Below are 26,713 nucleotides of genomic sequence, written 5' to 3' on the forward strand. Positions count from 1 at the left end.
TACGCCATAGTTGTAGTAGGTTGGCAAATCATACAGATTCTTCGTGGAGAACATATGATTGTATTCGAGTTCCGTGATTGGAATTTTTTTTAGGACTTAACTTAGGACTCTCCATTAGTGCCTTACACCCCGAGCCAATACCGACATTTTATCAGGAAAACATTCTTGCCTTCATCGGTGAAGCTATTACGCAGTCGGTGTAATGGACGGAATTCGAGGTCTGCTGTGCGAAGCTGCTCCAACTCCGCTTCTCGGGATTGTGTCCAGACGAGAAATAGGGTGCTGCCCGGACGGAATTCCCAGCGAAGCACAGTGTTGCCCCGTAAAGACCTACGATGGAAATCACGATTTTCGTTTAGCGCGTAAGGCTTGAACTGATAAGACTTCGGTTCAATCAACTCCTTGAAATTGGCATAGTCCCCGATAGTAACAAAGGGTTGCACGTAGAATTGGAGACTCAGCGTAGGCGTAAAACTGATGTTCGCGCGCGTTGTGAAATCCAGTGTGCGGCGCTCCAGTTCACCATAGACGTAATGTTTTTCGATGTGTCCATCGATGTTTTCTTCCACCAGATCTACCCATTGTGCATCCTGTACGCCATAATTGTACGAGGGACCGAAGCTCACCTCAATATTGGAGGCGAGTCGAATGCGTAACCAGAGCCGCACATCGTAGTCATACGAACGCCTATCATCATTCCATGCGAAAACAGGATTCAACCGCAACTGAATCATTTTACGGCTATCGGTGGAGAGTGCTGTAAAAATCCACCAGCCTGGCGGACTTTTGATCAGCGTTCCACCACGCATCGTGTCATCATCACTAAACGACTCCAAATTTCGTCCAATCCAAAGATCATAATCCCAATAGTTTTTTAGACGGCCATCTGTCCAGATTTCGGAGTAGCGACTGATACTGACTCCGTCGTAATTCCATGTTCGCCAGCCGTAGAGTCCGAAAATGACGCGTCTGAAGACACTAAAGGGTTTTCCCTTCCGCACGGTGAAGTCGTAATTCCACTCAAGCATATCCGCACGTCGCCGGAAGCCGAGGTCGTTCATTTCTAAGTCAGGCGAAAGCACTCTGAAATCGGTATCAAATTGCATCCATCCACCACGTTTGTCAAATTCAAGGTGGGCAAGGTAGCCCGATTTGCGTTCATCCATTTTACCCGCCTGACTTGCCGCTAAGGTGCCACTTATCTGGTACCGTTCCTTTGCAAACTTTAAATCCCAGTCCAAACCCCCTACATACGCGGCATTGGAAGCCTGGCGATTGACAGCTGTCCCTATCAATCCAACGTATGAATTGCCGAGGACATCCTGCTTGACCCTACCAACGAAATAGTTCGTCAAAGGTTCAACAAGGAATTTGTCATCTTTACCTGCTTCTTCGATCTGTGCGTACTCTGGAGATGTAACGGCTTCCATGATGCCGAAGGAGGTCTTGCTTTGAGTTCTACCAGCAATTTTGGCAGCCCCCAGAATCGTTGTCGCCTCCGGGCGGCTGAGTTCTTTAGCACCCTCGGGCAGGTCAAAATGCCCTGGCTGCCGCCCGATGCGCCGAGTATAAAAAAAATTATAGTCGTTGCTGCTAAAGATGGAGGCCCCTTCCACAAAGAAAGGACGACGTTCCTCAAAAAATTCCTCATACGCCGAAAGATTTAGACGCGCCGGATCCGCCTCCACCTGTCCAAAATCTGGATTGACTGTAGCATTGAGCGTTATTCCGGAGGTAATTCCATACTGAACATCACTACCAATGTTCCCCCATAAATCGGTTTTGCTATTGAGTGTTGTCCGACCCATGGTATAAGGAACTAATTCCAAATGGTGCGGCGGATGGATATTCTCAATACCTGTTAGATCGCCAAAACGGGAGACCCAACCGGGTTCATCTTTTTTAATCAAACGCCAAAGCGCATATTCTTTTTTTCTGCTAATGCTCCGTGAAACTTGGAGTCCCCATGTATATTTTTCTTTAGGTGCAAAGCGTAGGACGTGATAGGGAATTTTATATTCTGCCGCCCAGCCATTTTTGTGAATTTTTGTTTTCACTTCCCACACGCCGTTCCACGTACTATCCCACCAACCGCCGCCAGAAATAGTCCCATCTGTTACAGATCCTGAAGGATAAACGGTAAACCAGAATGCATTCTGCCGACTGTAATGCGGGTCGAGAACTACATCAAGTCTATCGGATGTAACGTAGTTATCGCGCCGAACCAAGCGAGAGAAAATCTTTTCGGGTTCTTTATCGTAGCACATCACCGCGAAGTAGATTGCCTCGTCATCGTAGGCGATTTGGAACGTAGTGCGTTCGGTTGCCAGCTCTCCTTCATCAGGGTCTTGTTGCCTAAATCCTTCATGGAGGGGTGCGGTTTTCCAGATCGCATCGTCCAAAACCCCATCTAACTGTGGCGGCGCGCTATTGATTCGGACAGCTGTTGCGGTTCTGTGCAGTGATTTTTCCTCATTTTCAGCCTTGAGACCGCCGGGGAGTTGTACAACGAAAAAAACAACGAAAAACGCCCAGACGGTCAGAAAATTCCGTTTAATTGCCACTAATTTTTCCTTCTCTTTTTTAGGTATTTTATTCAGTTAAACCCTGTTTCTGAGAAAAAAATCAGAATTTATAGGACTAAAACTTCAGAATTTTTGAGAATCAATCAGAAACATCTGCCCCACATTGCGGACAAGCATCCTTCCACGTTGAGCGTCTGCCTTCACCGCAAACAGCACAGACCCCCAGTGGGTATTCATCGGGTTTCGCACGACTCCCACCTTTCTTGTAGGTGATAATGCGCCACACCGTCTCGCCATCCTCTTCATAGCAAAGCCAGACACCTTCTTTTCTGCCATCAGCGGAGCCGCCATCATGTTTGCGGTAGGGACCACCCCATTTGCGATTGCCATTTTCATAATACGCCACATAGTCGCCTTCGTTCTTACCATCGCGGAAAAAGCCTTCGCTCGCTTTGTTTCCATTTTTATGGTACTGGATCCAAAGCCCCTCTTTTTTTTCTTCAATGTAGCCACCTTCACTCCGCTTAAAGCCATTGGCGTAGTAAGTAACCCAATACCCGTGCTTCTTGCCGTTGCGCATCTCGCCATCAGTAAGTGATTTTGCCATAGTTAAATTTGTGGGACGCCGACATCAAATACAAGCTTGCAAGTTGTGTCTTGATGACGCGTCCCTATTACCTCCTATTCGTTTGTAAAAATAAGTCTCATGCAGTGATTACTCTTGCCGTTTGATGTCCCCCCAAGTCGTTGTCAGCTTATTAATTGCAGAAACCGAGAGGGCTTTCTCAAGTCCATCTGTCATGATAGTATTCAGGTCGTCTTCACTGAGTGCAGTATTGAAGATAGCCACTTCGTCAAGAACCCCCGAAAAATCCCAACCAGGCCCCCCTTTCCAACGGGTTAACCAAATCGAACCACCGTCGTGTTGTGCGGTAAAATCTGGTTCTCCTACATCTAAATCCGCTGCAACCTCACCATCAACATAGAGGACGAGTGTCTTACCATCGTGTGTTAAAGCAACAAAACTCCACTCGTCCATCTCCCAAGTCCCGCCTCGAACAGCACTGTTGTCTATTCCGCCGTTGAAGATAAAACTACCATAAAAATCGGTCGGACCGATGAGAATATTTGGATTGTGCCAATCTCTCTCTATGAGACGAACATGGGGACCCGAAGGGTTACCCAGCGGTTTCACCCAGAGCAGATACGTAAATCCATCAAGGAAGTCATTGACCGTTTTGCTCGCTGGGATAACCACATGGTTAGTCCCGTCAAATTCTATTCCCTTGCCACTCTTTCCATCTACTCGTTCAGCGTCAACAATCTCACCATCATTTCCATTGCCGGAGGTATCCACAACCGCGTCTCCTTTTCCCTGATCAAAGAGCCACATCCCCATAAGGGATGCTGGATCAATTTCCGATATGCTTTCCTGAACCCATATCCCTGAAATAAAGATAACTATCATAGCAACCAAAGTAATTAGGACTTTCATCGTTTTTAGTCTCCTTTTTCAAATTATGTCTCCAGTTCGTTACCGCACTTCGGGCAAGTATTGCCCCAAGCCAAACGTCTTCCCTCGCCACACACAGCGCAGACACCGAGCGGATATTCATCCGGTTTCGCACGGCTCCCACCTTTCTTGTAGGTGACAATCAGCCACACCGTCTTGCCATCATCTTCGTAATTATAAAACGGCCCCTCCTTTTTGCCGTCATACGACTTACCAACATGTTTAGGAAAGACTCCACTGGATCTACGGCTTCCATTTTCATAATAGGTGACACAAAGACCTTCGTATTTTCCATCGCGGAAGGTCGCTTCACCCGCCTTGTTCCCATTCTTGTGGTAAGTGATCCAAGGTCCGTCCTTCTTACCATGAATGTAGCCACCTTCGCTACGCTTATGTCCGTTCGCATAATAAGTGACCCAATATCCATGTTTCTTACCATTGACCATTTCGCCATCAGTAAGTGATCGCGCCATAATAAAAATTCACGGGATATTATACGCTTGGTATGTGCTTGAAAGCAACATCGCAACAACACATCCCGATTCCCTCCTATTGATTTATTATTAGATGTCGCTGGTGAGGATGAACTCCCAATCCCACGCCTCCATACCGTGATGAATGACGGTAGCCGTGGCTGATGGATAAGTACCTTGATGCCTCAATATCTCAAGCAGTGGATGATCCATCGAAACACAGAACATGTGAATATAATCATCAAGCGGTTTCGGATGCCCTTGCGCCGCACACGGTCCGAACTGAACATGTAACAGTGGCATCGGCGAGCGGGTACTCTGCAAAATGATGTCCTTTTTGTCCGCCAACGACAGATAAGAAACGTCTCCAAAATAGTCTCGTAAAAACGGTTCGACTTCTCGCATTTGCTCGGCATCTAAAGAAACAATTCCTAACTTTGTCGCGATTGACATCGGCGCGAGCGGAAAACGCTTTAGCATGAGTGCAACGCGATTTGGACGTTCGCTGTCCGCATCCATAGAGATAGCATACCCACGAGGGCAAAGAGGATACAACTTTGGAAAAGCGTGGACAAATATCGAGACAGGGAGATAGCGTCCACGGTATTCTGGGTGAACCTTCAAATCACAAAGATACCACACCGTTTTCGGCTTTTTATCGCTCATTGGCGGCACACGGCGTAAGATCGCAGCGGCTACTGCTACCACCCGATCCCCGTCAAGCACGACATAGTAGCGGAGCTGACCCAGCCGCGTGAAGAACGCAAAATAATCCGCACCGTGGTCAATCTCAAACCGATCCTCACCCAACGGATAACTCGTCCCCTTCTCTAAGTCCGCGATGCGATCATGGAAAACTTTCCACTCCGCATTGCGTAATTCTTTGATATCCAAAGAACGGTTTATCCGCATCTGATACCTCAACACCGCTATGATGCCCGTGTATGGGGTCCGCGTACATCGCGATAGATACGACGCTTTCGTGCCTTGTAAAGTCCTTCATAAAGCGAATTGAAGACGCACGCCCCAAGGCGCAATCCTTGTTCAATGTAGTATCTATTTTCGACATCAGCCTCCCATGCAGGACGAAGTACATCAAAGAAATCGTCCGCATGTTTAATATCGAGGTCCTCATGGAGATTATAGTGAATCAACTTCTCCGCAGAGATCCAGCCATGACTCACAACCTGCTCTCCGAGCCAGCCTGCAATGTCCGAGAACATCCGTTCGATGATTCCCATGACCCCAGCACCAATCAAGTATTCATCCATCACACAAGCACCGACAAGCACGGTATTAAAGGCACGAACTTCAGGCCACATCGCTCGTTTCGCAATATCTTCGGGTTTAATTCCAGCTAACCGATCAAGAAACGTGAGAAATGTTTTCTCGTGCATTAGAGATGTATTGCCTTCACCGTGTTCCTCCCAAACATTGCGAATGACCTCCAAGCGCAATTCCGATGTCGGGATCTTCGCAGCAAGGGCTGCCATCGGACGGTTGAAAAACACGACAGCAAAATAGAACTGAATTTGTGTTTCAACAAAATCATCGAAATCAAAAGTGTCGTCGCGCAAAGATTGAAAATATGGGTTCATCCATACATTCGTCTCTTTCAGGATGTTGTCAATACTCCTGTTCATTCGTACTCACTTCCTTTTTCCGACATGAACGCTGGCATAAAATAAGCTGCGTTCGATTTCTTGGAACCGAATACCCAACCCTTCATTGAAGGTAAATGAATCGCCAAAATAGGTTGAAAGATCGGTGTAATTATTGAGTTGACGATACAGAACCGTCGCTCCAGATTTCATTTCGTTTTGAAGATAACCGATAAGGGAAGTAATCTCAGCTAATGGCATCCAATCCATAATGTTGGATAGAGATATGAGATCAAAACGTTGCAGCTCCGGGACCCCATCCAGTGTCCCTTCAATCATCTGAAAACAGTAATCGGTAAATGGTGCTAAGAGGTAATAAGGCAGACTTGCCGGACGTTGGAGATAGTATCCAAGAAATACATGATGAAGAAAGTAATTATCAAACGCCCCTGCAGAGGTCAAGCCTTTTTCAAATAACCTCTGAAAGTAACGCCGATAACTCCCAGTTTCAGCGTGCTGTGTAGCGTCTGGACCAAACATCGCATTCAGAAGTGAGTCGCTAAAGTACAGATCGAACGCTACTGACCAATACTTGTTCGAGAAGAGCAGCTCTGAGACATCCGCAAGTCGACCTTTCTCTTCAAATAACAGTCGGATTTCCGCTTCGTCGGCAACCAGATCGAAGATGAACTCCCGTAGACCTCGGAACAGGGACTCAAAGTTACCACACTGATTGAGTCCACTTGGATCGCTGGTCTCAATATTAAATCTTCGATGCCGTGCCGCTGCATCAACACCGTGCAGTGCTCTCATTTTGTCTCGAACTCGCTCTAACTGTGCCGGATTAAAATCGACCAGCGTGATATGCAAATCTGGAAACAACGCTTGCAATGTTAAGGCAGTACACCCGCCAGAAGCAATCAACAGCACATTGCTGGCATTTGTTAAACGAACCAGCTCCGCCTCCACCATCGGATCTTCTCTGACGACTGCAAATTGGACATCGTTATCCGGCATCTGCCCTAACTCCACAGATAATCGTTGCGTGTCCTCTGTTGAGGTAATCTAACCAGTATGTGGTTTATTCCTTATAATAAATCACGCGCCTATAACGCCTCATCAAGATACGCTTCAATCTTTTCCAACGTCTTTTTGCCGATACCGCGAAAACCCTTGAGTTTTCCTTCATCAATCGCCGCTCTGAGCGAAACAAGACTCTCTACACCGACTTCTTCATATAACCGCTTAATTGTTTTGGCGCCGAGTCCGGGTATAGGCACAAGCTCAACGACCGTTCGGGGGGTATCACCGGCGAACTCCTCCAATTTCCCGCTTGTACCCGTTTCTACGAATTCCCTGATAATTTCCGCAATGATTTCCCCGACCCCTCCAATTTCCTCTATCAACCGTCCCTGTGCGATTAAATCCGACACCGGCTCTGGAAAGCGAGAGATAGAATGCGAGAGGCGCGGGTATCGTGATGCGTGGTCTTCTGGATAGTCCGCAATAATTAGGAAGGTATGGAGCTCCAAGAGTCTTAGCGCAATTTCATCGTTTTCATGCCAACGTGTCCGTCCCTTCGCATCAACGTAAGAGCCGTCTTCTAAATTTTTCTCACCGTTCACTATTGTCCCTCCAACGTAGCATCTGAATTGTGGCATCCCAAAGTGCTACCGCTAAATAGTCGCCGTTAGGCGAGAAGGCTAACGATTGAATGCCAGTCGGATAGGTTTCCCAAATTACCGTTTCACCCTCGGAGATGTCCCACACCCGGAGATTCGCAGCTTCATCACCTGAAGCAAGATATTTACCACTTGGTGAAAAAGCAAGTGCTCGGGTCCAATACGCTTCAAACCCAGATTTTGCGAGAAGTTGCCTGCCGGTCTCAATTTCCCAAACGCGGATTCCAGACTGAGCGTTCTTCTGTGTGTCAACAGCTAACAACCTCGCATCTGCTGAGAACAACACATTCCAGACCCCTAAAATCTCGCCGGTGTCAAAAATATGCATTGGACGTCCCGCGGCAGCGTTCCAAATCTCAATAGCCGTCCGATGCCCCTCACCATCTCGGTAACTCCCTGCTGCCGCAGCAATGAACCGACCATCACGAGAAAGAGCGAGACCGTTCCGAATGGGCATTGCTGTCTCCAAAGTCTTCAATCTCTGCGGGCGGACTTGTTCTCCCTCAAGTGCTTCTGTGGTATCCGAGAACTCTATCTGCCACATCTCAATCTGCTCATCACCTTCCGATAATACCGCCAACGTGCCGTTAGCCGACAGGCTACCACTCTCATAAGCACCTTTTGTCAGTGTGAGCTCAGCGTTGGATGCAAGATGGACGACAGCAATGCTCTCATCTGCTGTTTTGATGAGGAGTTGATCCGCATCAACAGCATAGGCAAACCATCGCTTTTCGGGGACGGTACAAATAGTTCGATTCTGCCGTGTCTGGACATCCCACATCACGACGGTGCCGTCCATCTGTTTAACAATCAACCTCGTACCGTCTTTGTTGAAGGCCATCTGTCGCGCGACATCAGGCAGGAGTCTATCAAGTCGAGGGTCCTGCTTCTCACCAAGTTGAAAGGCAAATTCCAACGTCGCGCCTTGTACTGATAGGCATAACACATTAAAGAAAAAAAGTGCAAGTAAATTCTTCATAATATAAAAAAAGTAGGGCTGAGGCATTGGAACCTCGCCCTACTATATGTCCTATTCATAGAGTTCCGTCGCGGTTTCACCGCGCGCGAAACGGTGAGCCGTCTGAACAGCGGAATCATTTCCGGCGTTTCTGCGAATATCGGTTGCCCATCGCGCCAATCCAACTATCAGTTGATTTCTCCCAGGATGGGATCCACACGTTTTCCACTCCTCAGACACCATATAAATTGAACTGAGCAGATGGTGACCGTTATCATCCTTAAGAATACTCAGTCCCATTTCAGCCATCAACCGCTCCGCAGAGCATCCAGCATTAAGATACTCACGGGTACGTCGTCCGATTTCCTGAATACGGACAGACTCAATCCCATCTAAGATCTCCGAAAGCACTACATCCTCATCAAGAACAACACGATTTGTAGATGTTCTCGACGCTGTGATAGGTTGATAGCGAATGTTAAGCCATCGGTTCTCGAAAAACCGCCACGCTGCATGATAAAGTGCCTTCGCGGCGACTTTCGTTCCACCATACCGAAGCACCTTTCTCACAGTCGCTCCCAACTCCATCTCTTCTTGTAGGTCCCACCAACCTGGACTCATGTTCACCGGTGTCCGTGCCATTCTATCGCCTGCCATCATAACCATAGTTGTAGCAAGATCGTTAATCGGAACACCCGCGGCAAGCATTTCCGTTAGTGTATCAAAAACCTCATTGAGATCACCACTGACCAGAGCCGCCGAGAATTTATCTTCGTCATAATCAACAGATGTCCCCTGTGGAAGTTCATCAAAGAGAGGACTGATTTCTTCCAGTTTTTGGATCGCTTCACGATGAAGTTCACTCGGTCTGCCGCGTCCCTCACCCAGAATCTTTGCGCCGAGGTTGCAGACTAACTCCTCAGTCAACTCCCATCCAAACCGATCCAACAACTCAGCCAAGTGTCCAAGATTAATGAGATTTCTGGAATGATTGATGAAGAAGGGTTGAACGGCACATTCAAACAGGAGTGGTACAATTTTTTCATCCTGTCCGCCTAACCGTCGCGCCGTGATCAGACACTTTTCGATACCCTCCCATTCTTTATCAGCGGTGAACACCCGAATCCAGTCTTTTAGTTTCTGCCAATCAATCGGTGGGGGAAGAGGACGGCGATCGGGTCTATCTCCCAATCTACCCGCTGCACCCTCTGCCGCCAACATCAACGGGATAAGTCGATCTTCGGGTTCGTACATACGGGCGACCTTTACGCCGTTCATCAGCATCGCCAACTTTCTGCCACCATTGAACGCATCCTGATCTGTAGAGACATGTTGCCCCATGTGTTTGACCATCAATTCCAAGGTCTCTTCTTCGGAAACACCTTTCGCTAACATAATCGCAATCGCTTTAGAAAGCGTCCAGTTGTCCGTCGTTAATAAGCCCTCCTTTAGGAGCAAAAAATGGGCATCGTCGCGTTTCTTACCGCCACTGGCGACATCCACATAGATATCACCATTCCGCACCTCAACAGGAAACGTGGCGAGGTCATCACAACCCCCCGTAAAGCATCCGCCACCCTCCATGTCGTAACTCCAGCCGTGCCAATCACACGATAAAACGCCTCTCCTGACGCGCCCTCTCACCAATGGATACCCCATGTGTGGACATTGATTATCCGTCGCATAGATAGCACCCTCATGCTGAAACAGAGCGATGCTATGTCCTTCAACTCTAACTGCCCTCGGTTTCCCTTCCGCTACATCGCTGCGGGCAGCAACCTTGACGAAATTGGTATTCTCTAACACTGTCTTTCTCTCCTTTTATTCCTCAAAGACCTCAATTGTTGTTCTACCTTCAGCAAAACGCATCGCCGTTGTAGCCGCAGACCTATTATCTTTGTTTGTTCGGATATCCGTGACATAGCGCGCCAATCCGACCAAAAGTTGCGCCTGAGCGGGATGCCCTTCGGCGTACTGCCATTCCTCAAATACGGTGCGTAACGTCGGAAGTATCTGACTTCCAGTATCATCCCAGAGAACCGTATGTCCAATATCTTCAAGCAACTGTTCAGGACAATAACCGGCATTCAGATAACCGAGCACTTGCGGTCCGACCTTTTGGACATCGAGGGTCTGAATTGTACGAATGATAGACTTGATACCCTCGGCTTGATCCGGGACATCCAGTTTTTCTTGACGCAGCGGTTGACTGAGCGCGCGTGAGGGAATGTTTATCCAGCGGTTCGCGAAGATTTGCCACACAACGTGAAAAACGCCTTTCGCTGCAATTTCGTTGCCACCCACGCGTTGCGCACTTCGCAGAGATGCTGCAAGGTTGAGTTCCGTTGTCAAGTTCTCCCAACCCGCATCCACGTTTACCGGTGTATGTGCCATCCGATCCGCCGCGAGAAGCACCAGCGTTGTAATAAGACCCTCCAACTTAACACCATCAACCAAAACGGTTTGTACCGCTTCAAATGCTCGCTGGAGATTGACACTCGTCAACGCTTCAACAAAAGTATCTTCGTCAAATTCAACAGTTCGCTCCAAGTCAGCATTTTCAACACTCGGAAGTATCTGACGCATAATTTGGATTGCATCCCGTCGGTAGCGTTCTGGCTCATCTGGACGATGTCCGACAAGTCTGGCACCGAGATAGAAAAATAACTCGGATGCGTGCTCCCACCCAAATTCATCAACCACTTCTGAGAGATAACTGACATAAAGCGGAATATGGGGCAGGTCGATAAAATGTGGTTCAACGGCACACGCAAACAATAAAGGACGCAACTTATCGGCATCCCCTTTATGATATGCCGTGAACAGACACCGCTCAATGCGTCCAGATTGCCCTTCATAAGAGAAGTTACGAATCCACCGACTTATCTTTTCCCATGTGACAGGTTCTGGTAATGGAACAACTTCAAGCCGTTCGGATGCGGGTCCCGCAGCCGAGCAAGCCGCAGTCGTAACCGCAATCAGTCTATCTGCATCTGTGTATCTGCGTCCGACTTTGAGTCCGTTGACGAGCCGGGAAACGTCGCTACCGCCCTCTGCGTCGTGAGAACTCGCGATGTGTCGGCTGACGTGTGCTAAGATCGTTCCCATGACCTCTTCTTCCGGCACACCTCCCTTTAATAGAAGCGAAATCGCCTTGGACATCGTCCATCGGTCTTCACTTAAAAGTCCTTCTCGAAGCAACTGCTTGTGTTCTTCTGCACGCCGATAGATCATATCTCCCGGTTCTATCCAAATCTCGCTACCGCGGACATCAACCGGAAAAGTCCGTAAGTCGTCGCATTCAACATGGAAGCAACCACCACCTTCCAAATCGAAACTGCGGCGGTGCCAATCACATGTAAGGATGCCGTTACGGACGGTGCCGCGCGTGAGTGGATACCCCATGTGCGGACACTGATTATCCGTTGCGTAAATCCGCCCTTCAACGTTGAAGAGCGCAATACTACGCCCTTCGCCCATCCGAATCGCCTTCGATTGTCCCTCAGGAACCTCACTTAACTCAGCGACTTTCACCCAGTTTTCTGTTCGATGCTCCATGATTTCATGTTCCTCCAAATTGTGTTCCACACTATTAGTTTGTCAACCTTCAAATGATGGGGAAACCCCGGTTCGTAGTAGTGCGATTTATCGCACGTCAGAAACCGGCAATGAATTGCCCTACTACGAACTACCTCTCAATTTAGATGTGCCAGAACACTATAACGAAAACTAACCTCTACACAATTTTACTTAACTAACATTTATTATTATACTATTATAAAAAGAAAAATGTCAACCGAAAAATAAAAATATTTCATTAACAATTCACGAAAAAAATTTGATATGTGTTTCAAATTTTCTCGTCAGAATTAAGTCGGTTCCTGTGCGCGATTTGCATATTCTGTGAGGAAACTTGCAGCAGACTTTCTTTTCGCCTTCTGTGCATAATCCAGAGGCGTTTGACCCTCTGCATCGCGTATGCTAACGTTGCCGCCGTGTTTCATGAGTAACTGGATCTGGTTTTTCCCTATTCCCTTCTGTGCGATGATATGGATCGGCGTGCGTCCTTGGTCGTCAGTTATATTCGGATCTGCTCCATTCTCTAATAGACATGAAATGCCATCTGTCAGACCGCGTTGCGCCACCCAATGCAACGGTGCCCATACGCCACGCCGATGCTTCTGACGCGCATTGATATCCAAACCTTTTCCGAGAAACATCTTTACAAGTCTGTCCATATTGCGCGGCCCCTGTCCAGCAATCATATACCACTCTCGGAGCTTGATTTGATAACCACATTCCATCAGCATCTTGATGATCGCTGCCTGCTTTGCCTGTAGCGCAATCTCAAGCAGTCGCATGGTTGGTCCAACTTTATAGGCATAAACATGCGCCCCCGGAACCTCACCTATTCCTTCAGCGTCGTGGGACGCTATCGTATAACCTTCTGGAACTTTATGATCTATCCGTAAATCAAGAAGCGCAGGATTTTCCTGTAATACGGCTTTCGCCCGTTCAACGTCTCCAGTTACACAATAGAGCACCATATCGCCTTCCGCCCCTTGTTCAAGAAGATATTGACAGACTTCAGGACGACTCCCCAGTGTCCACTGTGCCGGTGTGCCGTTATGGTCGCGGTCTCGGAGATTTATATCCGCGCCGTGTGCAAGCAGCAGTTCAGCGATTCTTGGGGTCGCAGCGAAATGGAGTGGAGACATGCCATCACATCCCGGTTCGTTGACGACTTCCGGATTTTCGCGAATTAACTCAGCAAGTTTTTCGGACATATCCAAGCCCGCGGCGGCGTGCGCGTCAATTGTCGCCCCCCGTTCAATCAGATATTCAGCGAGTTCTCTGTTGTAATTCAGCATAGAACCCGTAGCGTGATGTAACGCTGAGGCACCGCCTGCCCACCAACTGCTTTTGACATCAATATCCGCCCCAGCATCGAGTAGAACATCAATAAGCTCACGGTTGCCGGAGGCAGCAGCAAACACAATCGCCGGGGCATCGAAACTGAACCACGGCGCATCAAGTTGTGCAGCGAGTGTTTCATTCGTTGCCAATAGGTTTTCAACTGTCCATGCATCGCCATTTTCGACTGCTGTAATAAACGCCTGCTTCTTTGTCATTAGTATTTTCCTTCTTAAAAATGTTACACCAGTGTAACATTTTGTGTGTGGCGTGTAACGTTAGAGAACCCAGTCCCCGTAGGGGTTTGTTGACGTTTAATTTTTTCTTATAAAAAAAATAATTTGGCGAAAAGTGTAACATTTTTTCTCGCTACTGGCTATTGGCAGTCAGCAAGAAACTTATAGGTGCTGGAAATGTGTGTCGGTTTCCGCGCCAGGGTTTTGTAGCTTGATACAATATTCACTTTTTTGGAAAGTCTTATTATATTATAATCCAAGTTCCTACTTACACGATTTTAGACATGTATACCTCGTTTTTTACGCAAAACTGTCGATGATCCAGGCATTTTGTACCGCAAACTGTTAGTTTGCGTCCTCAGATGCACAACCTAACAGGTTATGCTACAAACTAGCAACTTAGGTTACATTATACTCTATTTGCTAACTAATGTCAAGTAAAATGCATTAGCGGTTCGCGGATAGGAATTGGTAATTGCGGATTGTGTGCTTGAGACTTTAGTGTCAAAAACTTTACACCCATTAGCACGAGATTTCGACTTGAATCAAAAGACCACTTGGTATATAATAATACGGTCAAAAATAGCGAAAAAGGTGGTGTGTTGCTACAAGGTATCATTGAAGCAGACACAACCTATATCGGTCACAAATCTCATAACATTTTTGAGGTTCTTTTGTATGGAAACCACAAATATCAAACCAAAGACGATATTCACGGGTGATAATCTGCCTATCATGCGTGGGATAAATAGTGAATCCATTGATCTCATATATTTAGACCCGCCATTTAATAGCAAGACGAACTACGCAGCCCCTATAGGTTCAAAAGCTGCTGGTGCGGAATTCAAAGATACGTGGACCCTTTCAGACGTAGACAACGCTTGGCTTGATCTCATTGAGACGAAACATCCTGCGCTGAACCGAGTTATCCATGCTGCTATGACAAACAGCGATAAATCTTATCTCATTTACATGGCTGCCAGATTACTGGAAATGAAGCGTATTCTGAAAGATACTGGCAGTATCTACCTACATTGCGATACGACAATGAGTCATTATCTCAAGTTAGTTATGGATGCGGTGTTTGGGAAGGGAAACTTTCGGAATGAGGTTGTTTGGAAACGAACCGCAGCACATAATGATTCTGCAATTTATGGGAGTATTCATTGTACTGCCACCGGAAATTTAGACCACTCTCTAATATAAGATTGTGCTACAATGACAATCTATTTGAAAGGAGCATTCCGATGGCGAAACGCAGAAAATTCACTGCTAAGTTTAAAGCAGAAGTTGTGCTTGAGGCCCTTAGCGGTGAAAGTTCACAGGCGGAACTGTGTCGCCGACATAACCTCAGCGAAAACCAAGTCTCAACGTGGAAACGGCAGTTTCTTGAAAATGCCGAAACCTTTTTTGAATCTCCAGAGAAGCACTCCGATGCTTCCAGCGAGCGGATCGCTCAACTTGAGCAACTCGTTGGGAGGTTGACGCTGGCGTTGGAAATTCAAAAAAAGGCATTGACGTTGTTGGATTGAATCCATCTCAACAGCGATACGTCGTTGAGACGTTGCGCAAGGAGTATGCCATGCGAGAGATTTGTGAGGTGCTGGGTTTCAACAAGAGCACCTTCTATTATCAACCCAAAAACGACCCGTCTGAAGACATCTTACGCGCTGAAATACAGCGGTTAGCGGCAGCGTATCCGACGTATGGGTATCGGCGTATGACAAAGATGCTACTGCGTCAAGGATACACCGTCGGGTATAAACGTGTTGCCCGTTTGATGAAAGAAGAGTGCCTCTCGGTCTCGGTGAAACGCATCTGTCAAACCACGAGATCCTTTGAAGGTCAACAGCCTTGGGGCAATAGAGTTCAGACCCTTGAGATCTCTCGAGAGAATCAAGTCTGGGTAGGCGATATTACCTACGTCCGTCTCAAGAGACGCTTCATCTATGTCGCTGTGCTCATGGACATCTTCACCCGAATGATCAGGGGATGGCAGGTCAGTCCACATTTGAATACATCTCTGACGTTGAAACCGCTACAAGAGGCACTCTCGCAAAGCGGGTCTCCGGAGATCCATCACAGCGATCAAGGCGTGCAATATCTTTCAACCGCTTATATCTCGACGCTCAAAGCACACGATATTCAGATTTCAGTCGCTCGCAGCGGGTGTCCTTGGGAGAACGGATACGCCGAAAGGTTGATCCGAACGCTCAAGGAAGAAGAAGTTCACCTCAATGATTACCAAGATATTACCGAGGCTCGAGAACGCATCGGTCATTTTATCACACAGGTGTATAACTATAAACGCCCACATTCGGCGTTAGGGTATCTGACACCTATAGAATTTCAAAGACAAACCTTCTCTTAACTTTGCTAAATTTTGGTCTAAATAAACGGTGGCACTTCAATTGGTTCAACGAGAAAACCAGAATTACCCACGGCAACCTGAAGGGGGTTACGCGGTTGTTAAAATTTCTTAGGGATCACAAAGGGAACTTTTCTGTAAAATCGATCCTTCTGACAACGTTAATTGGTAATAGTGTTTATGCCAGTGACGAGTGGGGGGATCATTTTAAGGATATTCCAACCGCTTTAAAAACAGTTTCTAACCGGATAAACAGTTTTTTACAGGCGAATTTTCTAATGCCCGAGATATGCAATCCTGTCTTGGATGGAGAATCCTTCACAAGACACTGGGACCAGGATAAATATACCCATTTCCGAGAAATGTTTGACCTCTATAACAGCAGGATAAACGAGGCGTTTGAAGAAACTGAGCATAATGCAAGTGTCAAGAAATGGCGAAAGTTATTTGGTGACAATTTCGGGGAACTTAAGAGTAAAACCCAAAACAACGGAGGTGCGTCAGCAATTGCCTCCACGCGGGTAGTTACCCCTAGAAAGCCCTACGCGAGATAATTTCTATCATGAAGATAACCGATAGTGACATTAGATGGTTGAGATTACATTTTCCGAACTTATACTACGATGCAGACTCCCATAAAATTTTAGGCGAGCTGGACTTTTGCGCGGTGTATGAGAGCGAATCCGGGAAAATAACGATTGCCAATCTCCTTAAAGAAACTGACTTTTTAATTCAGGATGTTTTTGAGGTTGAGATTTACCTAGATGACCTTGATTGGAACGGATGGCCGAAAGTGTTTGAGGTCGGGGGGAAATACTGTCGAATTGTGAAAAAATGTGAGGTTCCGATCATTGACTTGCACATTTATCCCCACAATCGCGCGTGTTGCTTAGGTCTCAAATACAGAGATAGCCAGCAGCTTTGTATTGAGGATTTCCTTGATGAATTGGTAATTCCATTTTTTTATCGACTCTCCTACACAGATAAATTCGGTATTGACAGGGCTCGGAAGGACCTTTGGGGCGAATATTCTCATGGCAAGCAAGGAGAAATAGAGCACTTTTTGGAAATCATGAATATAGTGCGACATAACCCAGGTAGGAACGATCCATGTCCCTGTGGAAGCGGCAAGAAGTACAAAAAATGTCATCTTGGTGAGGTTGAATCCCCGGAAAACCCGTTAAGGAGAACATCATTAGATGCCCCAACTCGGTTAAGGCGTTGAATCAGGCACATCAGGCTCATTATCTAAGTCCTTATTCATTCTTCATCGCGTTCGTCCGGTTCAAAGATCGAATCAAACTTTATAGGTATTTTTCCTTCTTTGATTGACCGATTCAGTGCTTCAATGTCTTCATCAGTGAGATGTGGTGGTTTTTCCATCGCTTTGATGAGGCGTTGTGCGGCGGCGTTTTTTCCCTTTTCTGTAACTCCTTTTACTTGTTTATCTTTTTGAAGTTTGGCATCCGCTTTTATTTGTTCGTGAGGAAGCACTCTAAGTTGAGAGACAAGGAAACTCAGGCACTTGGACATTTGCCCGTAGGCATTGCTGAATTCAACTTCGTACGCTTCGCCGTTTGAAAGGATTTCAACAACCGTGCCGATGTCTCCACGCTTGAGATTGTGCTGCGGGACATCCTGTGTGAGCGCGACGACATCCAGAAGTTTGATTTTGCCTTTTTTTCTCAGCTCTCGATTGTGTTCAGACAAGTTATCTATGTTTGAGGTGTTGTCGGAAGATTTGTTTTTCATGGTTTATCCTGATACGTTTCATACATCAATTTTTACTTCTTCAAATCCACTTACGGTTTGATCCGATGCTTCCTGATTGCCGAACTCTAAGATGTCAGAGGCTTTTATTGCCTCAGCCTCACTTTCAGTTCGGAGAGACACTTCCGGCGTTTCATTTGCGTCTATCAAACGTTATCCGCAGGGTGTCCTTTTTAGGATTTGGCTGTGTTTTCAGCATCAACTTCGGGTTTAAGAATCAAGCCTCCCTTTTCGTCCTTTATGAAATTTCCGTGCTTATCCGTGAGAAAATCTCGTTTTTCTTGTCGCTTTATGTCTTCACATAGTGCACGTAAATCATACTGAAAAGAAGCAGCCCACTCGTCACGAATCCGATGAATTTCTTCAATAATCGGGTCTTTCAACATTTCAAGAAACCTCCCATAGGAGTTCTAACGGTGTGCAAATAGTTGTAGGCGTATAGCCTGCGGTTTCGCATACCTTGTGTATTAAAGGTAGTTTGTTTGTGTTCGCTATATGTTTAAAATTCCATGTCGCGAGATATTCTACACCATTAATAGCCGCGATAGCAATATGTAGTGCGTCTGTCTTTGCCCTTAAGGGGACCGCTCCTGCATCAACTAGACGCTCCGCAAGAGAGGACATCTCCTCAAGTGATGTTTCTAATAACGTGATTGAATTTAACACTTTGAGGCGTTGTTGTGCTGCGTCCGTGTTCCACGGCTGATCTCCTGTCTAACAATAGTAGAAGAAACAAGTTCAAATTTCCGATCCACAACGTTATCCCACCAATAGCGAGTTATTTGTTGACACATAGAGATAATAAAATCCCGGCTTGCTCTTGAAGTAAGATAACTAATGACAGAAGTTTCTATGTAAAGACGGGGTTTAAGTTTCATAAATTCGTTTCGACTACTCACTGCGGTGTTGGATCTATGCGATATAGGTCTGTGTTATCTGTTTTTTTCAGGACTTACGCAAAATTGGGGTCAGAACGCCTATTTTGATATGGTGAAGGCACTTTCTAACAGGGTTCGGTGCGGTTGGAAACCGCACCTACCAGGGGAGTGCGTAAGTCCTATTTTTGTTTCAGAAATAAAAACAAGTATAGCATTAATCAGAGTGGGTTTCAATTGAAAAATGCGCGGTTGAAAGGGTGGAGGGTGTTATGCCAAAAAGCGGTGGTAGATGAGGGTTGTGAGTATTTTGTAGCCTGCTTTGAGGGTACCGGTGAGGGTGCCGGTGATTTTGGAGGTGCCGATGCGTTTTCGATAACGAACCGGAACCTCGCAGACAGGAATTGACTGTTTCGCGGCTTTGAGTTGCATCTCTACTGTCCAGCCGAAGGTTTTGTCTTGCATGTTCAGGGCGAGGAGTTGTGGGTATCGGATCGCTCGGAAGGGTCCTAAGTCTGTATAGCGGATGCCAAAGAACCGGTGTATTAAGAGACACGCAAGCCAATTGCCGAATCGGGCTTGGGGTAATAACGCTTCTCGTGCGTTGTCTGCCTTCCTTGCGCCGATGACGAACGCGGCACTGCCTTCAAAGATGGGTTGGAGCAGCTTTGGCATGTCTGTGGGATAATCGCTATAGTCGCCATCGAGAAAAACGACGATGTCGGGTGTTGTCTCCGCGAGTGCCGTGATACCTGCCAAACAGGCAGCCCCGTAGCCTCTCTTCGGTTCGTTGATAATCCGTGCTCCATGTTGCTCTGCGATTGCAGCGGTGTTATCCGTAGAGCCGTTGTCAACAACGATAATCTCTTGGACTCTCCCACCTGTGTGTCCGTCAGAGGCGTACACCGTTTTCGGTATATCGGCGATAACTTTGGCGATGGCGTTTTCTTCGTTGAGTGCTGGAATGACGACTGATATTTTCATGGATGAGAAAGGAGAGGAATGATGGAAGACTGGAAGTATCGCCTTCTTCCATCATTCCATGCTTCCGTTTGCCTTGCTGCTGTGCCTAAGGACGTGCTGTTTATAGTCTTGCAGCGGGTTCCTGCACTGTGTCGAGCAGCCGTTGGACGACGGTATCGGAATCGACACCCTCTGCCTCGGCGTGGAAGTTGGTTAAGATTCGATGTCGTAGGACTGCCGGTGCGACGGATTTGACATCTTCACAAGAGGCGTTGTATCTGCCGCGTAGAATCGCTCGGGCTTTCGCCCCTAAGATGAGATACTGCCCCGCGCGAGGTCCTGCCCCCCATCGTATCCATTCCTTAATGAAATCGGGAGCGTCTTCCATTTTTGGACGCGTTGCGCGTGCGATTTTCACGGCGTATTGTACGACGTTATCGGCGGCGGGTACACGCCTCACAATATTATGGAGTGCTACGATAGTGTGCCCGGAGAGTGTCGTTTCAAGATCAGGGATCTCCGCCCCAGTTGTTGTCGAAACGATGTCTGTCTCCTCAGCTTCTGTCGGATAGTCGATAACAATTTTGAACATAAACCGATCCAACTGTGCTTCGGGGAGTGGATATGTACCCTCTTGCTCAATCGGATTCTGTGTTGCAAGCACGAAGAAGGGCCGTTCCAATTCAAATTCGTTGCCGCCGGCGGTGACGTGATATTCCTGCATCGCTTCCAGAAGTGCGGCTTGTGTTTTCGGGGGGGTCCTGTTAATCTCGTCGGCGAGGAGGATGTTGGCGAAGATGGGTCCCTGAATAAACCGAATCGTGCGATGCCCAGTTGTCCGATCTTCTTCGAGGACATCGGTGCCAGTGATGTCAGCAGGCATCAGATCCGGCGTGAATTGGATTCGCTTGAATTTGAGGTTCAGGATTTGCGCCAAAGTCCGAATCATGAGCGTTTTGGCGAGACCTGGCACGCCTTCTAATAGACAATGCCCCCCGGCAAAAAGTGCCATCAACATCTGATTAATGACTTCCTCTTGCCCGACTATAATCTTTTTCAGTTGTGCCAAAATGAGTTCTTGGCTTTTCATCAACTCTTCTATGGCTTGAACTTCTTCTGTTGCTGGCATTTTTTTAGCTATGTCCTCCTGGACTGCCCTCTTTACGGGCTGGGTAACCCAGCCCCTACAGTTTCGGGCAGGTTCTCGGTTAGTAACTGACTGCTGACGGCTATTGTGTTAATATAAATCGTTTTGTGCCTCGATTTGAAGCGGCTCTGACAATCTCTTTGAGATGTTCGATATCCCCTGGTGTTACAGTGGGTGACAGGAAACGGACGATCTGATGCATCTCGGCTTTGCGTTTGGATTGCGTATAACGGAGTTGAATCTCAGCGATCTCGTTTTTCAGGGTCTGCTCTTCAGGGACAGTATCTATCCTAAAGGGTGTCTCTGTGCTGACGCTGACTTTATCTTCAAGTGATAACGCCTTGCCGATAACAGCCGAATACATTCGATTTTCCTCGCTCAACAGTTCCGCATACGGGTGTTTCGCGAGGGGGAGTTCAAGAACGAATTGGCTACCGATGGCATATAAATATCCTTCACACGTCCACGTAACTTCAACTTTCAATTCCTTTTCGAGTTGGAAAAGTTTGGAAGATTTGAATTCAATTATTTTGGCGCGGTCGTCCAATTCTAATTCTTTGTGCATGAATTCAGCCCGCTTTTCGTTCGTGTCAAGACTGGCGAGTTGACTCCGCAATTTTATGTTGAAGCTGCCAGTGACTGTTAATTCTTGGCGAACGGTGACGCTCATGTCTTCCTTGACGTGTACATCGGTATGAAGGCGTTTCAGATTCGCTGTCGCGTCTAAGGAGGGACTCTTCTGGAAAAGATAAAGGTTGTTCTGTAGGTCCTGCGCGTTTTTAGATGCGAGGTCCTCTGAAGTATCTATTTTATTTTCAGTTAGAAACTGTGGGTTGATGATGAGCGTCCATCTATCTTGGTCACCAGCCGGAAAATCCCCGAAAGCACAGGTTTCCGATGTTGGGTCGAGCCAGATAAGTTCATCGTCTTTGTTCCCTTCAACTGCGAGAATCATGTGATTGAAATAGGCTAAGGACGGAACCGCCTTGACTTCCGAACCGCCGTCTGGCAGGTGGGCATTAATACCGCGTGTGTCTCCAGCGGAGATGAGGACAGGATAGGAGTTAATGCCTGCAGATGTGAGCATTGTGGACAGAAGTGTTGTTTTGTCCTTACAGTCGCCTCTGCCGTCTTTCAGCACGAGGTTAGCTGGACGGGGTTTAATCGCCCAAATTCCGAGTTCATAACCGAGATATTGGATGTTGGTTGCGACGTATTCATAGAGTCTTTTCACCTTCTCTTGTCGTGTCCAAGCCCCTTTAAGGAGTTGTTCTGTCTTTTTGGCAATTTCTGGCGTGAGGGTATCCTGTTCTCGAATCAGGGTTGCGTACCACGTCACGAGTTTGTCCCAAGAATCGATTGAGGAGATGCTGATGCTATAAGCGAGGTCTTGCGGGGCAGGCATCAGATATTCCTCTTTCAAGGGTGGAACATCTGTCACCTCAAAGGTATAGGTTCGGGCGTAGTTGCTTTCAGCGATTTCGGGTTGAATAGAGAGAAAGCGATCTGTTTGGGAAGCTGCGGGTGCCCCTGAAATTTGGTAATAGAGCTGCTTTTTCTTCGGGATGTGGACGGTAAGCCGATAATATTGCACCGGTTGTGGTGCTTGGAAATAGACTTTCCGCCAAAATTCGCCTTGCATGACGTGTCCAGCGTTGTTCGTAGAATAGGCGTAATCAATGATACATCCGTCCGTAACGCCAGGGAGCGAAAAGTACATCAAACGTGCGTCAACGTACAACCCGGCATCCACAGCACTCGGTGGGACGAGATCGGTTATCACTTCGTTTACATCGAGTTCAATAGCGTTGCCGTCCGGTGTGAGTGTTCGTGCGTGGTGGATGGTGACATCGTCTCTTCCACGCATGTAGGGGATGCTCACTTCAGCAAGGTCTTTGCCGTTTTCGTTGAAGATTTTGACGATCCGACGTGTTGAGTAGATGTATCGGCTCTTTTCATCGATATCCACATCGACGCTTTCCCAAAGTACGGCAGCCCCGTCGTCTGGATACGCTTTTTGAGAGGGAGCGTTGCTAATGGCTTCTTGAATAGTGTTTTCGTCTGCTTCGCTGATGAAGTCGTACGGAAGCGCAGATCTACCACCGCGATAGGTGTTGGCATCGCCGATTTCCGAATTCGCTTGTTCCTCCACTTCGGTAGGTGGTACGTCGGCGAGGACTTCTGGTTCCGAGGGTGGTGGCGCGGGTAGTGCCGAGCGTCTTTTGCCCAGAAATGTTTTCTCAGCGAGTGTGCCATCGTTTGCACCTTCTTCAGATTCAAGAGCGGTCGTTAGGTGCCGGGTGGCATTTCCGTCGCCGTTATCGTCGAGGTGTGGGTGTTCGGATTGAATCGTACCAAAGTCTTCGTACCACGCTTTTGTCCGCTCCTCCACGGATAGGAACGCTTCGAGAAGCGAGATCGCGCCGTCGCTATTTGTATCGGCAGCTGCTGTGGAGAAGGCATCGACGAAAACATCGCCGAACCCAGCTTGTAGTGCGTAACCCTCGTTCGGTGAACTTGAGGTCAGAATTATGCGTCCTGGTGCGCTGAGTTGGGATGCGAGCCGCCCGCTGTAAGGGAAGCCGAAGATGAGTATCTGGTTCTCAGCAGGGATGCCGTTGATAAGCGTTATATATTCTGTTTCGGTGATGTCTCGTCCCAGTAGATTAAACTTCGGTGTACTTCTACCGGTGCGGGATGCGTGTCCGATCATGAAGAGTAGAAATCGGTCTGAGGGTTGGATTTTCTCAGTGAGTTCTGCGAACGCCGTTAAGAGCGGTTCACGTCTCGATTCAGCATCAACAAGTCCGGGTTTTTCCGAATCCCCCATATCCTCGAAAAGGAAGGTGATTTGCGCTGGGTCGTAGCCGTATTCGTCGGTGAGCAATTGATGAAACCGGGAGGTGGCACTCCAGAATGCATCGTAGAAAGATTTTTCACCGGCGGCACCACCGATAATTAGGGCGTAATCTGCTGCAAAGGAGATCGGTACAAAGATTAGACAAACGGCGAGAATTATGAGAATTTTATGGTAAACCTTAGAATTAATTAGACATTCAGCACCAGTGCGGTTAGAAACCGCACCTACCGGGGTGGGGTAAAATGTCTGTTTATTTTTCAGGGTTCCCATAGTGAGTGATTGATGCATTTTCTTTCCAACCTCCTAATCCGTTTCTCTGAGAGAATTATGTATCGGAAGTCGCTATGAAATCACCACTTTTACCACCTGTCTTTTTGACAAGTCTGACATCAGCGATGACCATTTCCCTATCTACCGCTTTACACATATCGTAGACAGTCAGTGCTGCGACGGATACAGCGGTGAGTGCTTCCATTTCTACGCCTGTGCGTCCGACCGTCTGGACTTCTGCTTGAATCTCAATCCGTGGTGTTTCAGCTGCGATGACGAGTTCAACGCGGATCGAAGTCAATGCGAGCGGATGACAGAGGGGAATGAGTTCACCCGTCCGTTTTGCTGCCATGATACCTGCAAGGCGTGCAACCTCTAAAACATCGCCCTTCTTCATTTTTTCTTCAGTGATTAATCGAAGCGTTTCAGTGCGGGCGGTTATGTGTCCACGGGCGATGGCGACACGCAAGGTTTCTTGCTTGCCGCCGACGTCCACCATCCGTGTGTTGCCTTTTTCGTCAAAGTGTGTGAGTTGTTCTTTCATTTCTTGTATTCCAGAGACCAAACAACGTGCGATGAATCGCACTACTACGAACCGACCTTTAAGTTCAAAATGGATGAAGCACGATATTTGTTACATCGGATGTGCTTCCATAATTTGTTCGTATTTTTCACGGAACCGTTGGAGATATTTTCCTTCGCCGTGGTAAGCGGCGATGTCTGCGGGATTGGGCTGAATAGGTTCCCCGCGTTTCAAGACTGAAGCACTGAACGCCTCAATATCGAAGGACTCATTTTCTGTGTCAGGGTCTGCATCAAGAAATGCTTTCACGCCTGCGACAGCGGCACCGAGGGCTGCGCCCCCCTTTTCCACTGGGAGTGTAGGTCTATTCCAGATTCCGGCGACCCGTTGCATGATTCCGGGACTATCCGTTGCTCCACCCGTTACAAACAGCGGTGCTTGTGTCTGTTTTGTGAAGACAGCGGAGTAGATGTAAAGGGCGGCAAGGCTTGTTTCAATGATACCCGTATAGTCTGCTGCTAATGTGTGTTCTGGTGAGGTACGTATTAGTTCAAACGCGCCAGAGACTGGAAAGGATTCGGTTTTGGGTTGCCAAAACGTCATAAACTGCCCGGGTGCGGCGGCTTGCAACGTAGCTTCTGCGGGTGCGTATTCTTCTTTTGTGAATCCATAATTGGCTCTCACGGCATCCCAGACCATCGCGCCGTTGGTGCGGCAGCCGAACATGAAGGGTCGGTTGATGCCGTCGTACATGGCGTTAGCAAACCCTTCTGGGTCGAGTGTGTCGCCGTCCGTTGACACCATATTGACAAAACTCGTACCGAGGCTCAGGAGGTCTCCAGCAACAGGCACTTTTGCCTGTGGGTTATCGCCGGAACCTGCTATGACTGCGCATCCAGGATCGAAGCCGTATTTCTCAACGTAATACGCCGCAAGGTTACCGACGACAGAATCTGGAGGTGCGAGGGTTGGCAATTTTGATTGGAATCCTTCTACGCCTCCCGGTAAGCCGTGCGCGGTTGCTTCTAATAGTGCGGAATCCCATACCTTTTTCTTGTAGTTCATGAGCGACATTCCGCAGGCGTTGCCGTAGTCGATAGGCACGTTTGCATTACCAGTTAGCACGGCTGGAATGAAGCTGCTAATCAACTGGATTTTTGTTGTCGCCGTATAGTGTTCGGGAGACTGTTCTCCGACGCGTCGCATGACGGTACCGGTGAATCGGAGCGGTGCATCTGAACCGGAGCGCGCAATCATTTCCGCTTTCCCGCCAACCCCATCTCGGACAGCATTGGTTTGGGTGAGCGTGTTAGCGGTCATCCAGATTGGTGCGTTGGGATACGCGAAAGCGTCCGCCAATAGCACTTTTAATTCAGACGCGTTGCTTTTTGATTTTTGCAGGTTGGAGAAGATATTCGCTGCGTTTCGGTTCAGATAAACGTGTCCGTGCTGTTGTCCTGATGTATTAATCGCAACAATATCCTTTAAGGCGATACCTGCCGCTTGCATGTCAGCGAACAATGCATCGAGCGAGGCGAGATACATCAATGGCGGTTGCTCGGCTTCGCCTTCTTCTCTCGGCGGTAAGATGTAGTCCTCCCCGATACCGAATTGGTTGAGTCGTTCATCGGTGCGATAATCGAGTGCGTGTTCAAAGCGTTTTTCCGCCGTGTCTATGTCAATGACGACAGCGGAGAGGCTTTGTGTGCTGGAATCTAAGCCGAGTGTGAGACGCGGGTGTTTGCGATCAGTCACTGAAACAATTTCCTTTCAGTTAGTTGCCATTTGTGCTCAAAGTACGAGCGAATGCCTCAAAGGTTTCTGCGCGTAAAGCTTCATGATGCAACGCTTCAAGACGTTGCAGATTCTGGATACTTTCTATTGCGGGTCTAAACGCCTGCACTGCGCGTCCATCAAACTTGAACTCAAGAACATCAAAGATGGATTTGATTGCAGTTTGTAATGCGCCTTGCTCAGTGCCTTGTTGTATACCTTGTTGTATACCTTGTTGTATACCTTGTTGTATACCTTGTTG

General features: G+C 47.6%; 23 protein-coding genes and 2 pseudogenes. 4 read left to right on the forward strand and 21 right to left on the reverse strand.

Annotation, left to right across the window (positions count from 1 at the left end; genetic code table 11):
* Nucleotides 1-122: 122 nt before the first annotated feature.
* From OXN25_04595 to OXN25_04650, 12 genes are all read right to left on the reverse strand, one after another.
* Entirely contained in the window at nucleotides 123-2,564 is a 2,442-nt protein-coding gene (locus tag OXN25_04595) for a DUF5916 domain-containing protein (GenBank protein ID MDE0424130.1), read from the reverse strand.
* A 100-nt stretch (nucleotides 2,565-2,664) separates the two neighbouring features.
* Nucleotides 2,665-3,132 carry a hypothetical protein gene (locus tag OXN25_04600; GenBank protein ID MDE0424131.1) on the reverse strand — a complete coding sequence of 156 codons (468 nt, stop codon included), beginning with the start codon at nucleotides 3,130-3,132 and terminating at the stop codon, nucleotides 2,665-2,667.
* Between the two features lie 108 nt (nucleotides 3,133-3,240).
* A complete protein-coding gene (locus OXN25_04605) occupies nucleotides 3,241-4,020 on the reverse strand; it encodes a LamG domain-containing protein (protein ID MDE0424132.1) in 780 nt (259 codons plus the stop codon).
* Between the two features lie 23 nt (nucleotides 4,021-4,043).
* Nucleotides 4,044-4,511, reverse strand: coding sequence for a hypothetical protein (locus OXN25_04610; protein MDE0424133.1), 468 nt, complete (start codon nucleotides 4,509-4,511; stop codon nucleotides 4,044-4,046).
* 90 nt (nucleotides 4,512-4,601) lie between these two features.
* Nucleotides 4,602-5,423: a GNAT family N-acetyltransferase gene (locus OXN25_04615; GenBank protein ID MDE0424134.1), complete on the reverse strand. Its 822-nt coding sequence runs from the start codon at nucleotides 5,421-5,423 to the stop codon at nucleotides 4,602-4,604.
* A 17-nt stretch (nucleotides 5,424-5,440) separates the two neighbouring features.
* Entirely contained in the window at nucleotides 5,441-6,154 is a 714-nt protein-coding gene (locus OXN25_04620) for an iron-containing redox enzyme family protein (protein MDE0424135.1), read from the reverse strand.
* Nucleotides 6,155-6,160: 6 nt separating this feature from the next.
* The gene (locus OXN25_04625; GenBank protein MDE0424136.1) at nucleotides 6,161-7,129 is read right to left on the reverse strand and encodes a DUF3419 family protein; all 969 of its coding nucleotides are present in this window, start codon (nucleotides 7,127-7,129) and stop codon (nucleotides 6,161-6,163) included.
* A gap of 89 nt (nucleotides 7,130-7,218) precedes the next feature.
* The gene (locus OXN25_04630; GenBank protein ID MDE0424137.1) at nucleotides 7,219-7,737 is read right to left on the reverse strand and encodes a helix-hairpin-helix domain-containing protein; all 519 of its coding nucleotides are present in this window, start codon (nucleotides 7,735-7,737) and stop codon (nucleotides 7,219-7,221) included.
* Nucleotides 7,727-8,773, reverse strand: coding sequence for a hypothetical protein (locus tag OXN25_04635; protein MDE0424138.1), 1,047 nt, complete (start codon nucleotides 8,771-8,773; stop codon nucleotides 7,727-7,729). Before OXN25_04635 ends, OXN25_04630 begins: the two co-directional genes overlap by 11 nt.
* A 51-nt stretch (nucleotides 8,774-8,824) precedes the next feature.
* Nucleotides 8,825-10,558, reverse strand: coding sequence for a Rieske (2Fe-2S) protein (locus OXN25_04640; GenBank protein ID MDE0424139.1), 1,734 nt, complete (start codon nucleotides 10,556-10,558; stop codon nucleotides 8,825-8,827).
* 15 nt (nucleotides 10,559-10,573) lie between these two features.
* Nucleotides 10,574-12,310 (reverse strand): Rieske (2Fe-2S) protein, encoded by a 1,737-nt coding sequence (locus tag OXN25_04645; GenBank protein ID MDE0424140.1) that lies wholly within the window; start codon nucleotides 12,308-12,310, stop codon nucleotides 10,574-10,576.
* A 311-nt stretch (nucleotides 12,311-12,621) separates the two neighbouring features.
* Nucleotides 12,622-13,884, reverse strand: coding sequence for an ankyrin repeat domain-containing protein (locus tag OXN25_04650; protein MDE0424141.1), 1,263 nt, complete (start codon nucleotides 13,882-13,884; stop codon nucleotides 12,622-12,624).
* A 696-nt stretch (nucleotides 13,885-14,580) separates the two neighbouring features.
* Between OXN25_04650 and OXN25_04655 the strand changes: the two genes are divergently transcribed.
* The 4 genes and pseudogenes from OXN25_04655 (at nucleotide 14,581) to OXN25_04670 (ending at nucleotide 17,495) form a co-directional block, all read left to right on the forward strand.
* Nucleotides 14,581-15,108 carry a DNA methyltransferase gene (locus tag OXN25_04655; protein ID MDE0424142.1) on the forward strand — a complete coding sequence of 176 codons (528 nt, stop codon included), beginning with the start codon at nucleotides 14,581-14,583 and terminating at the stop codon, nucleotides 15,106-15,108.
* A 41-nt stretch (nucleotides 15,109-15,149) separates the two neighbouring features.
* A pseudogene (locus OXN25_04660) lies at nucleotides 15,150-16,273 on the forward strand (IS3 family transposase).
* 95 nt (nucleotides 16,274-16,368) lie between these two features.
* Nucleotides 16,369-16,824: a hypothetical protein gene (locus tag OXN25_04665; protein MDE0424143.1), complete on the forward strand. Its 456-nt coding sequence runs from the start codon at nucleotides 16,369-16,371 to the stop codon at nucleotides 16,822-16,824.
* Nucleotides 16,825-16,832: 8 nt separating this feature from the next.
* Nucleotides 16,833-17,495 (forward strand): SEC-C metal-binding domain-containing protein, encoded by a 663-nt coding sequence (locus OXN25_04670; GenBank protein MDE0424144.1) that lies wholly within the window; start codon nucleotides 16,833-16,835, stop codon nucleotides 17,493-17,495.
* Nucleotides 17,496-17,758: 263 nt separating this feature from the next.
* Here the strand turns inward: OXN25_04670 and OXN25_04675 are convergent.
* The 9 genes and pseudogenes from OXN25_04675 to OXN25_04715 form a co-directional block, all read right to left on the reverse strand.
* Nucleotides 17,759-17,959 (reverse strand): annotated as a pseudogene (locus tag OXN25_04675) (DUF4926 domain-containing protein).
* Between the two features lie 81 nt (nucleotides 17,960-18,040).
* Complete coding sequence (locus OXN25_04680; protein MDE0424145.1) at nucleotides 18,041-18,190, reverse strand: hypothetical protein; 150 nt, start codon at nucleotides 18,188-18,190, stop codon at nucleotides 18,041-18,043.
* A gap of 23 nt (nucleotides 18,191-18,213) precedes the next feature.
* Entirely contained in the window at nucleotides 18,214-18,426 is a 213-nt protein-coding gene (locus tag OXN25_04685) for a hypothetical protein (GenBank protein ID MDE0424146.1), read from the reverse strand.
* A 759-nt stretch (nucleotides 18,427-19,185) separates the two neighbouring features.
* Nucleotides 19,186-19,899, reverse strand: coding sequence for a glycosyltransferase family 2 protein (locus tag OXN25_04690; protein MDE0424147.1), 714 nt, complete (start codon nucleotides 19,897-19,899; stop codon nucleotides 19,186-19,188).
* A 100-nt stretch (nucleotides 19,900-19,999) separates the two neighbouring features.
* Nucleotides 20,000-21,007, reverse strand: a complete 1,008-nt coding sequence (locus OXN25_04695) for a MoxR family ATPase (protein MDE0424148.1) — start codon at nucleotides 21,005-21,007, stop codon at nucleotides 20,000-20,002.
* Between the two features lie 100 nt (nucleotides 21,008-21,107).
* Nucleotides 21,108-24,173 carry a DUF3857 and transglutaminase domain-containing protein gene (locus OXN25_04700; GenBank protein MDE0424149.1) on the reverse strand — a complete coding sequence of 1,022 codons (3,066 nt, stop codon included), beginning with the start codon at nucleotides 24,171-24,173 and terminating at the stop codon, nucleotides 21,108-21,110.
* A gap of 37 nt (nucleotides 24,174-24,210) precedes the next feature.
* Entirely contained in the window at nucleotides 24,211-24,699 is a 489-nt protein-coding gene (gene moaC / locus OXN25_04705) for a cyclic pyranopterin monophosphate synthase MoaC (protein MDE0424150.1), read from the reverse strand.
* A 90-nt stretch (nucleotides 24,700-24,789) separates the two neighbouring features.
* A complete protein-coding gene (locus OXN25_04710; GenBank protein MDE0424151.1) occupies nucleotides 24,790-26,433 on the reverse strand; it encodes an FGGY family carbohydrate kinase in 1,644 nt (547 codons plus the stop codon).
* A 19-nt stretch (nucleotides 26,434-26,452) separates the two neighbouring features.
* Nucleotides 26,453-26,713, reverse strand: a 261-nt coding sequence (locus tag OXN25_04715) for a hypothetical protein (protein ID MDE0424152.1), incomplete at its 5' end; no start/stop codon positions are given.

It is taken from the genome of Candidatus Poribacteria bacterium, assembly GCA_028820845.1.
In the GTDB taxonomy this organism is placed as follows: domain Bacteria; phylum Poribacteria; class WGA-4E; order WGA-4E; family WGA-3G; genus WGA-3G.

Bases quoted from the DNA above. Each gene is read 5' to 3' on its own strand.
- OXN25_04625 (MDE0424136.1), bottom strand. From the start codon at position 7,129: ATGCCGGATAACGATGTCCAATTTGCAGTCGTCAGAGAAGATCCGATG.
- OXN25_04685 (MDE0424146.1), bottom strand. From the start codon at position 18,426: ATGTTGAAAGACCCGATTATTGAAGAAATTCATCGGATTCGTGACGAG.
- OXN25_04695 (MDE0424148.1), bottom strand. From the start codon at position 21,007: ATGCCAGCAACAGAAGAAGTTCAAGCCATAGAAGAGTTGATGAAAAGC.
- OXN25_04670 (MDE0424144.1), top strand. From the start codon at position 16,833: ATGAAGATAACCGATAGTGACATTAGATGGTTGAGATTACATTTTCCG.
- OXN25_04655 (MDE0424142.1), top strand. From the start codon at position 14,581: ATGGAAACCACAAATATCAAACCAAAGACGATATTCACGGGTGATAAT.
- OXN25_04645 (MDE0424140.1), bottom strand. From the start codon at position 12,310: ATGGAGCATCGAACAGAAAACTGGGTGAAAGTCGCTGAGTTAAGTGAG.
- OXN25_04690 (MDE0424147.1), bottom strand. From the start codon at position 19,899: ATGAAAATATCAGTCGTCATTCCAGCACTCAACGAAGAAAACGCCATC.
- moaC (MDE0424150.1), bottom strand. From the start codon at position 24,699: ATGAAAGAACAACTCACACACTTTGACGAAAAAGGCAACACACGGATG.
- OXN25_04635 (MDE0424138.1), bottom strand. From the start codon at position 8,773: ATGAAGAATTTACTTGCACTTTTTTTCTTTAATGTGTTATGCCTATCA.
- OXN25_04605 (MDE0424132.1), bottom strand. From the start codon at position 4,020: ATGAAAGTCCTAATTACTTTGGTTGCTATGATAGTTATCTTTATTTCA.
- OXN25_04615 (MDE0424134.1), bottom strand. From the start codon at position 5,423: ATGCGGATAAACCGTTCTTTGGATATCAAAGAATTACGCAATGCGGAG.
- OXN25_04650 (MDE0424141.1), bottom strand. From the start codon at position 13,884: ATGACAAAGAAGCAGGCGTTTATTACAGCAGTCGAAAATGGCGATGCA.
- OXN25_04610 (MDE0424133.1), bottom strand. From the start codon at position 4,511: ATGGCGCGATCACTTACTGATGGCGAAATGGTCAATGGTAAGAAACAT.
- OXN25_04620 (MDE0424135.1), bottom strand. From the start codon at position 6,154: ATGAACAGGAGTATTGACAACATCCTGAAAGAGACGAATGTATGGATG.
- OXN25_04600 (MDE0424131.1), bottom strand. From the start codon at position 3,132: ATGGCAAAATCACTTACTGATGGCGAGATGCGCAACGGCAAGAAGCAC.
- OXN25_04700 (MDE0424149.1), bottom strand. From the start codon at position 24,173: ATGCATCAATCACTCACTATGGGAACCCTGAAAAATAAACAGACATTT.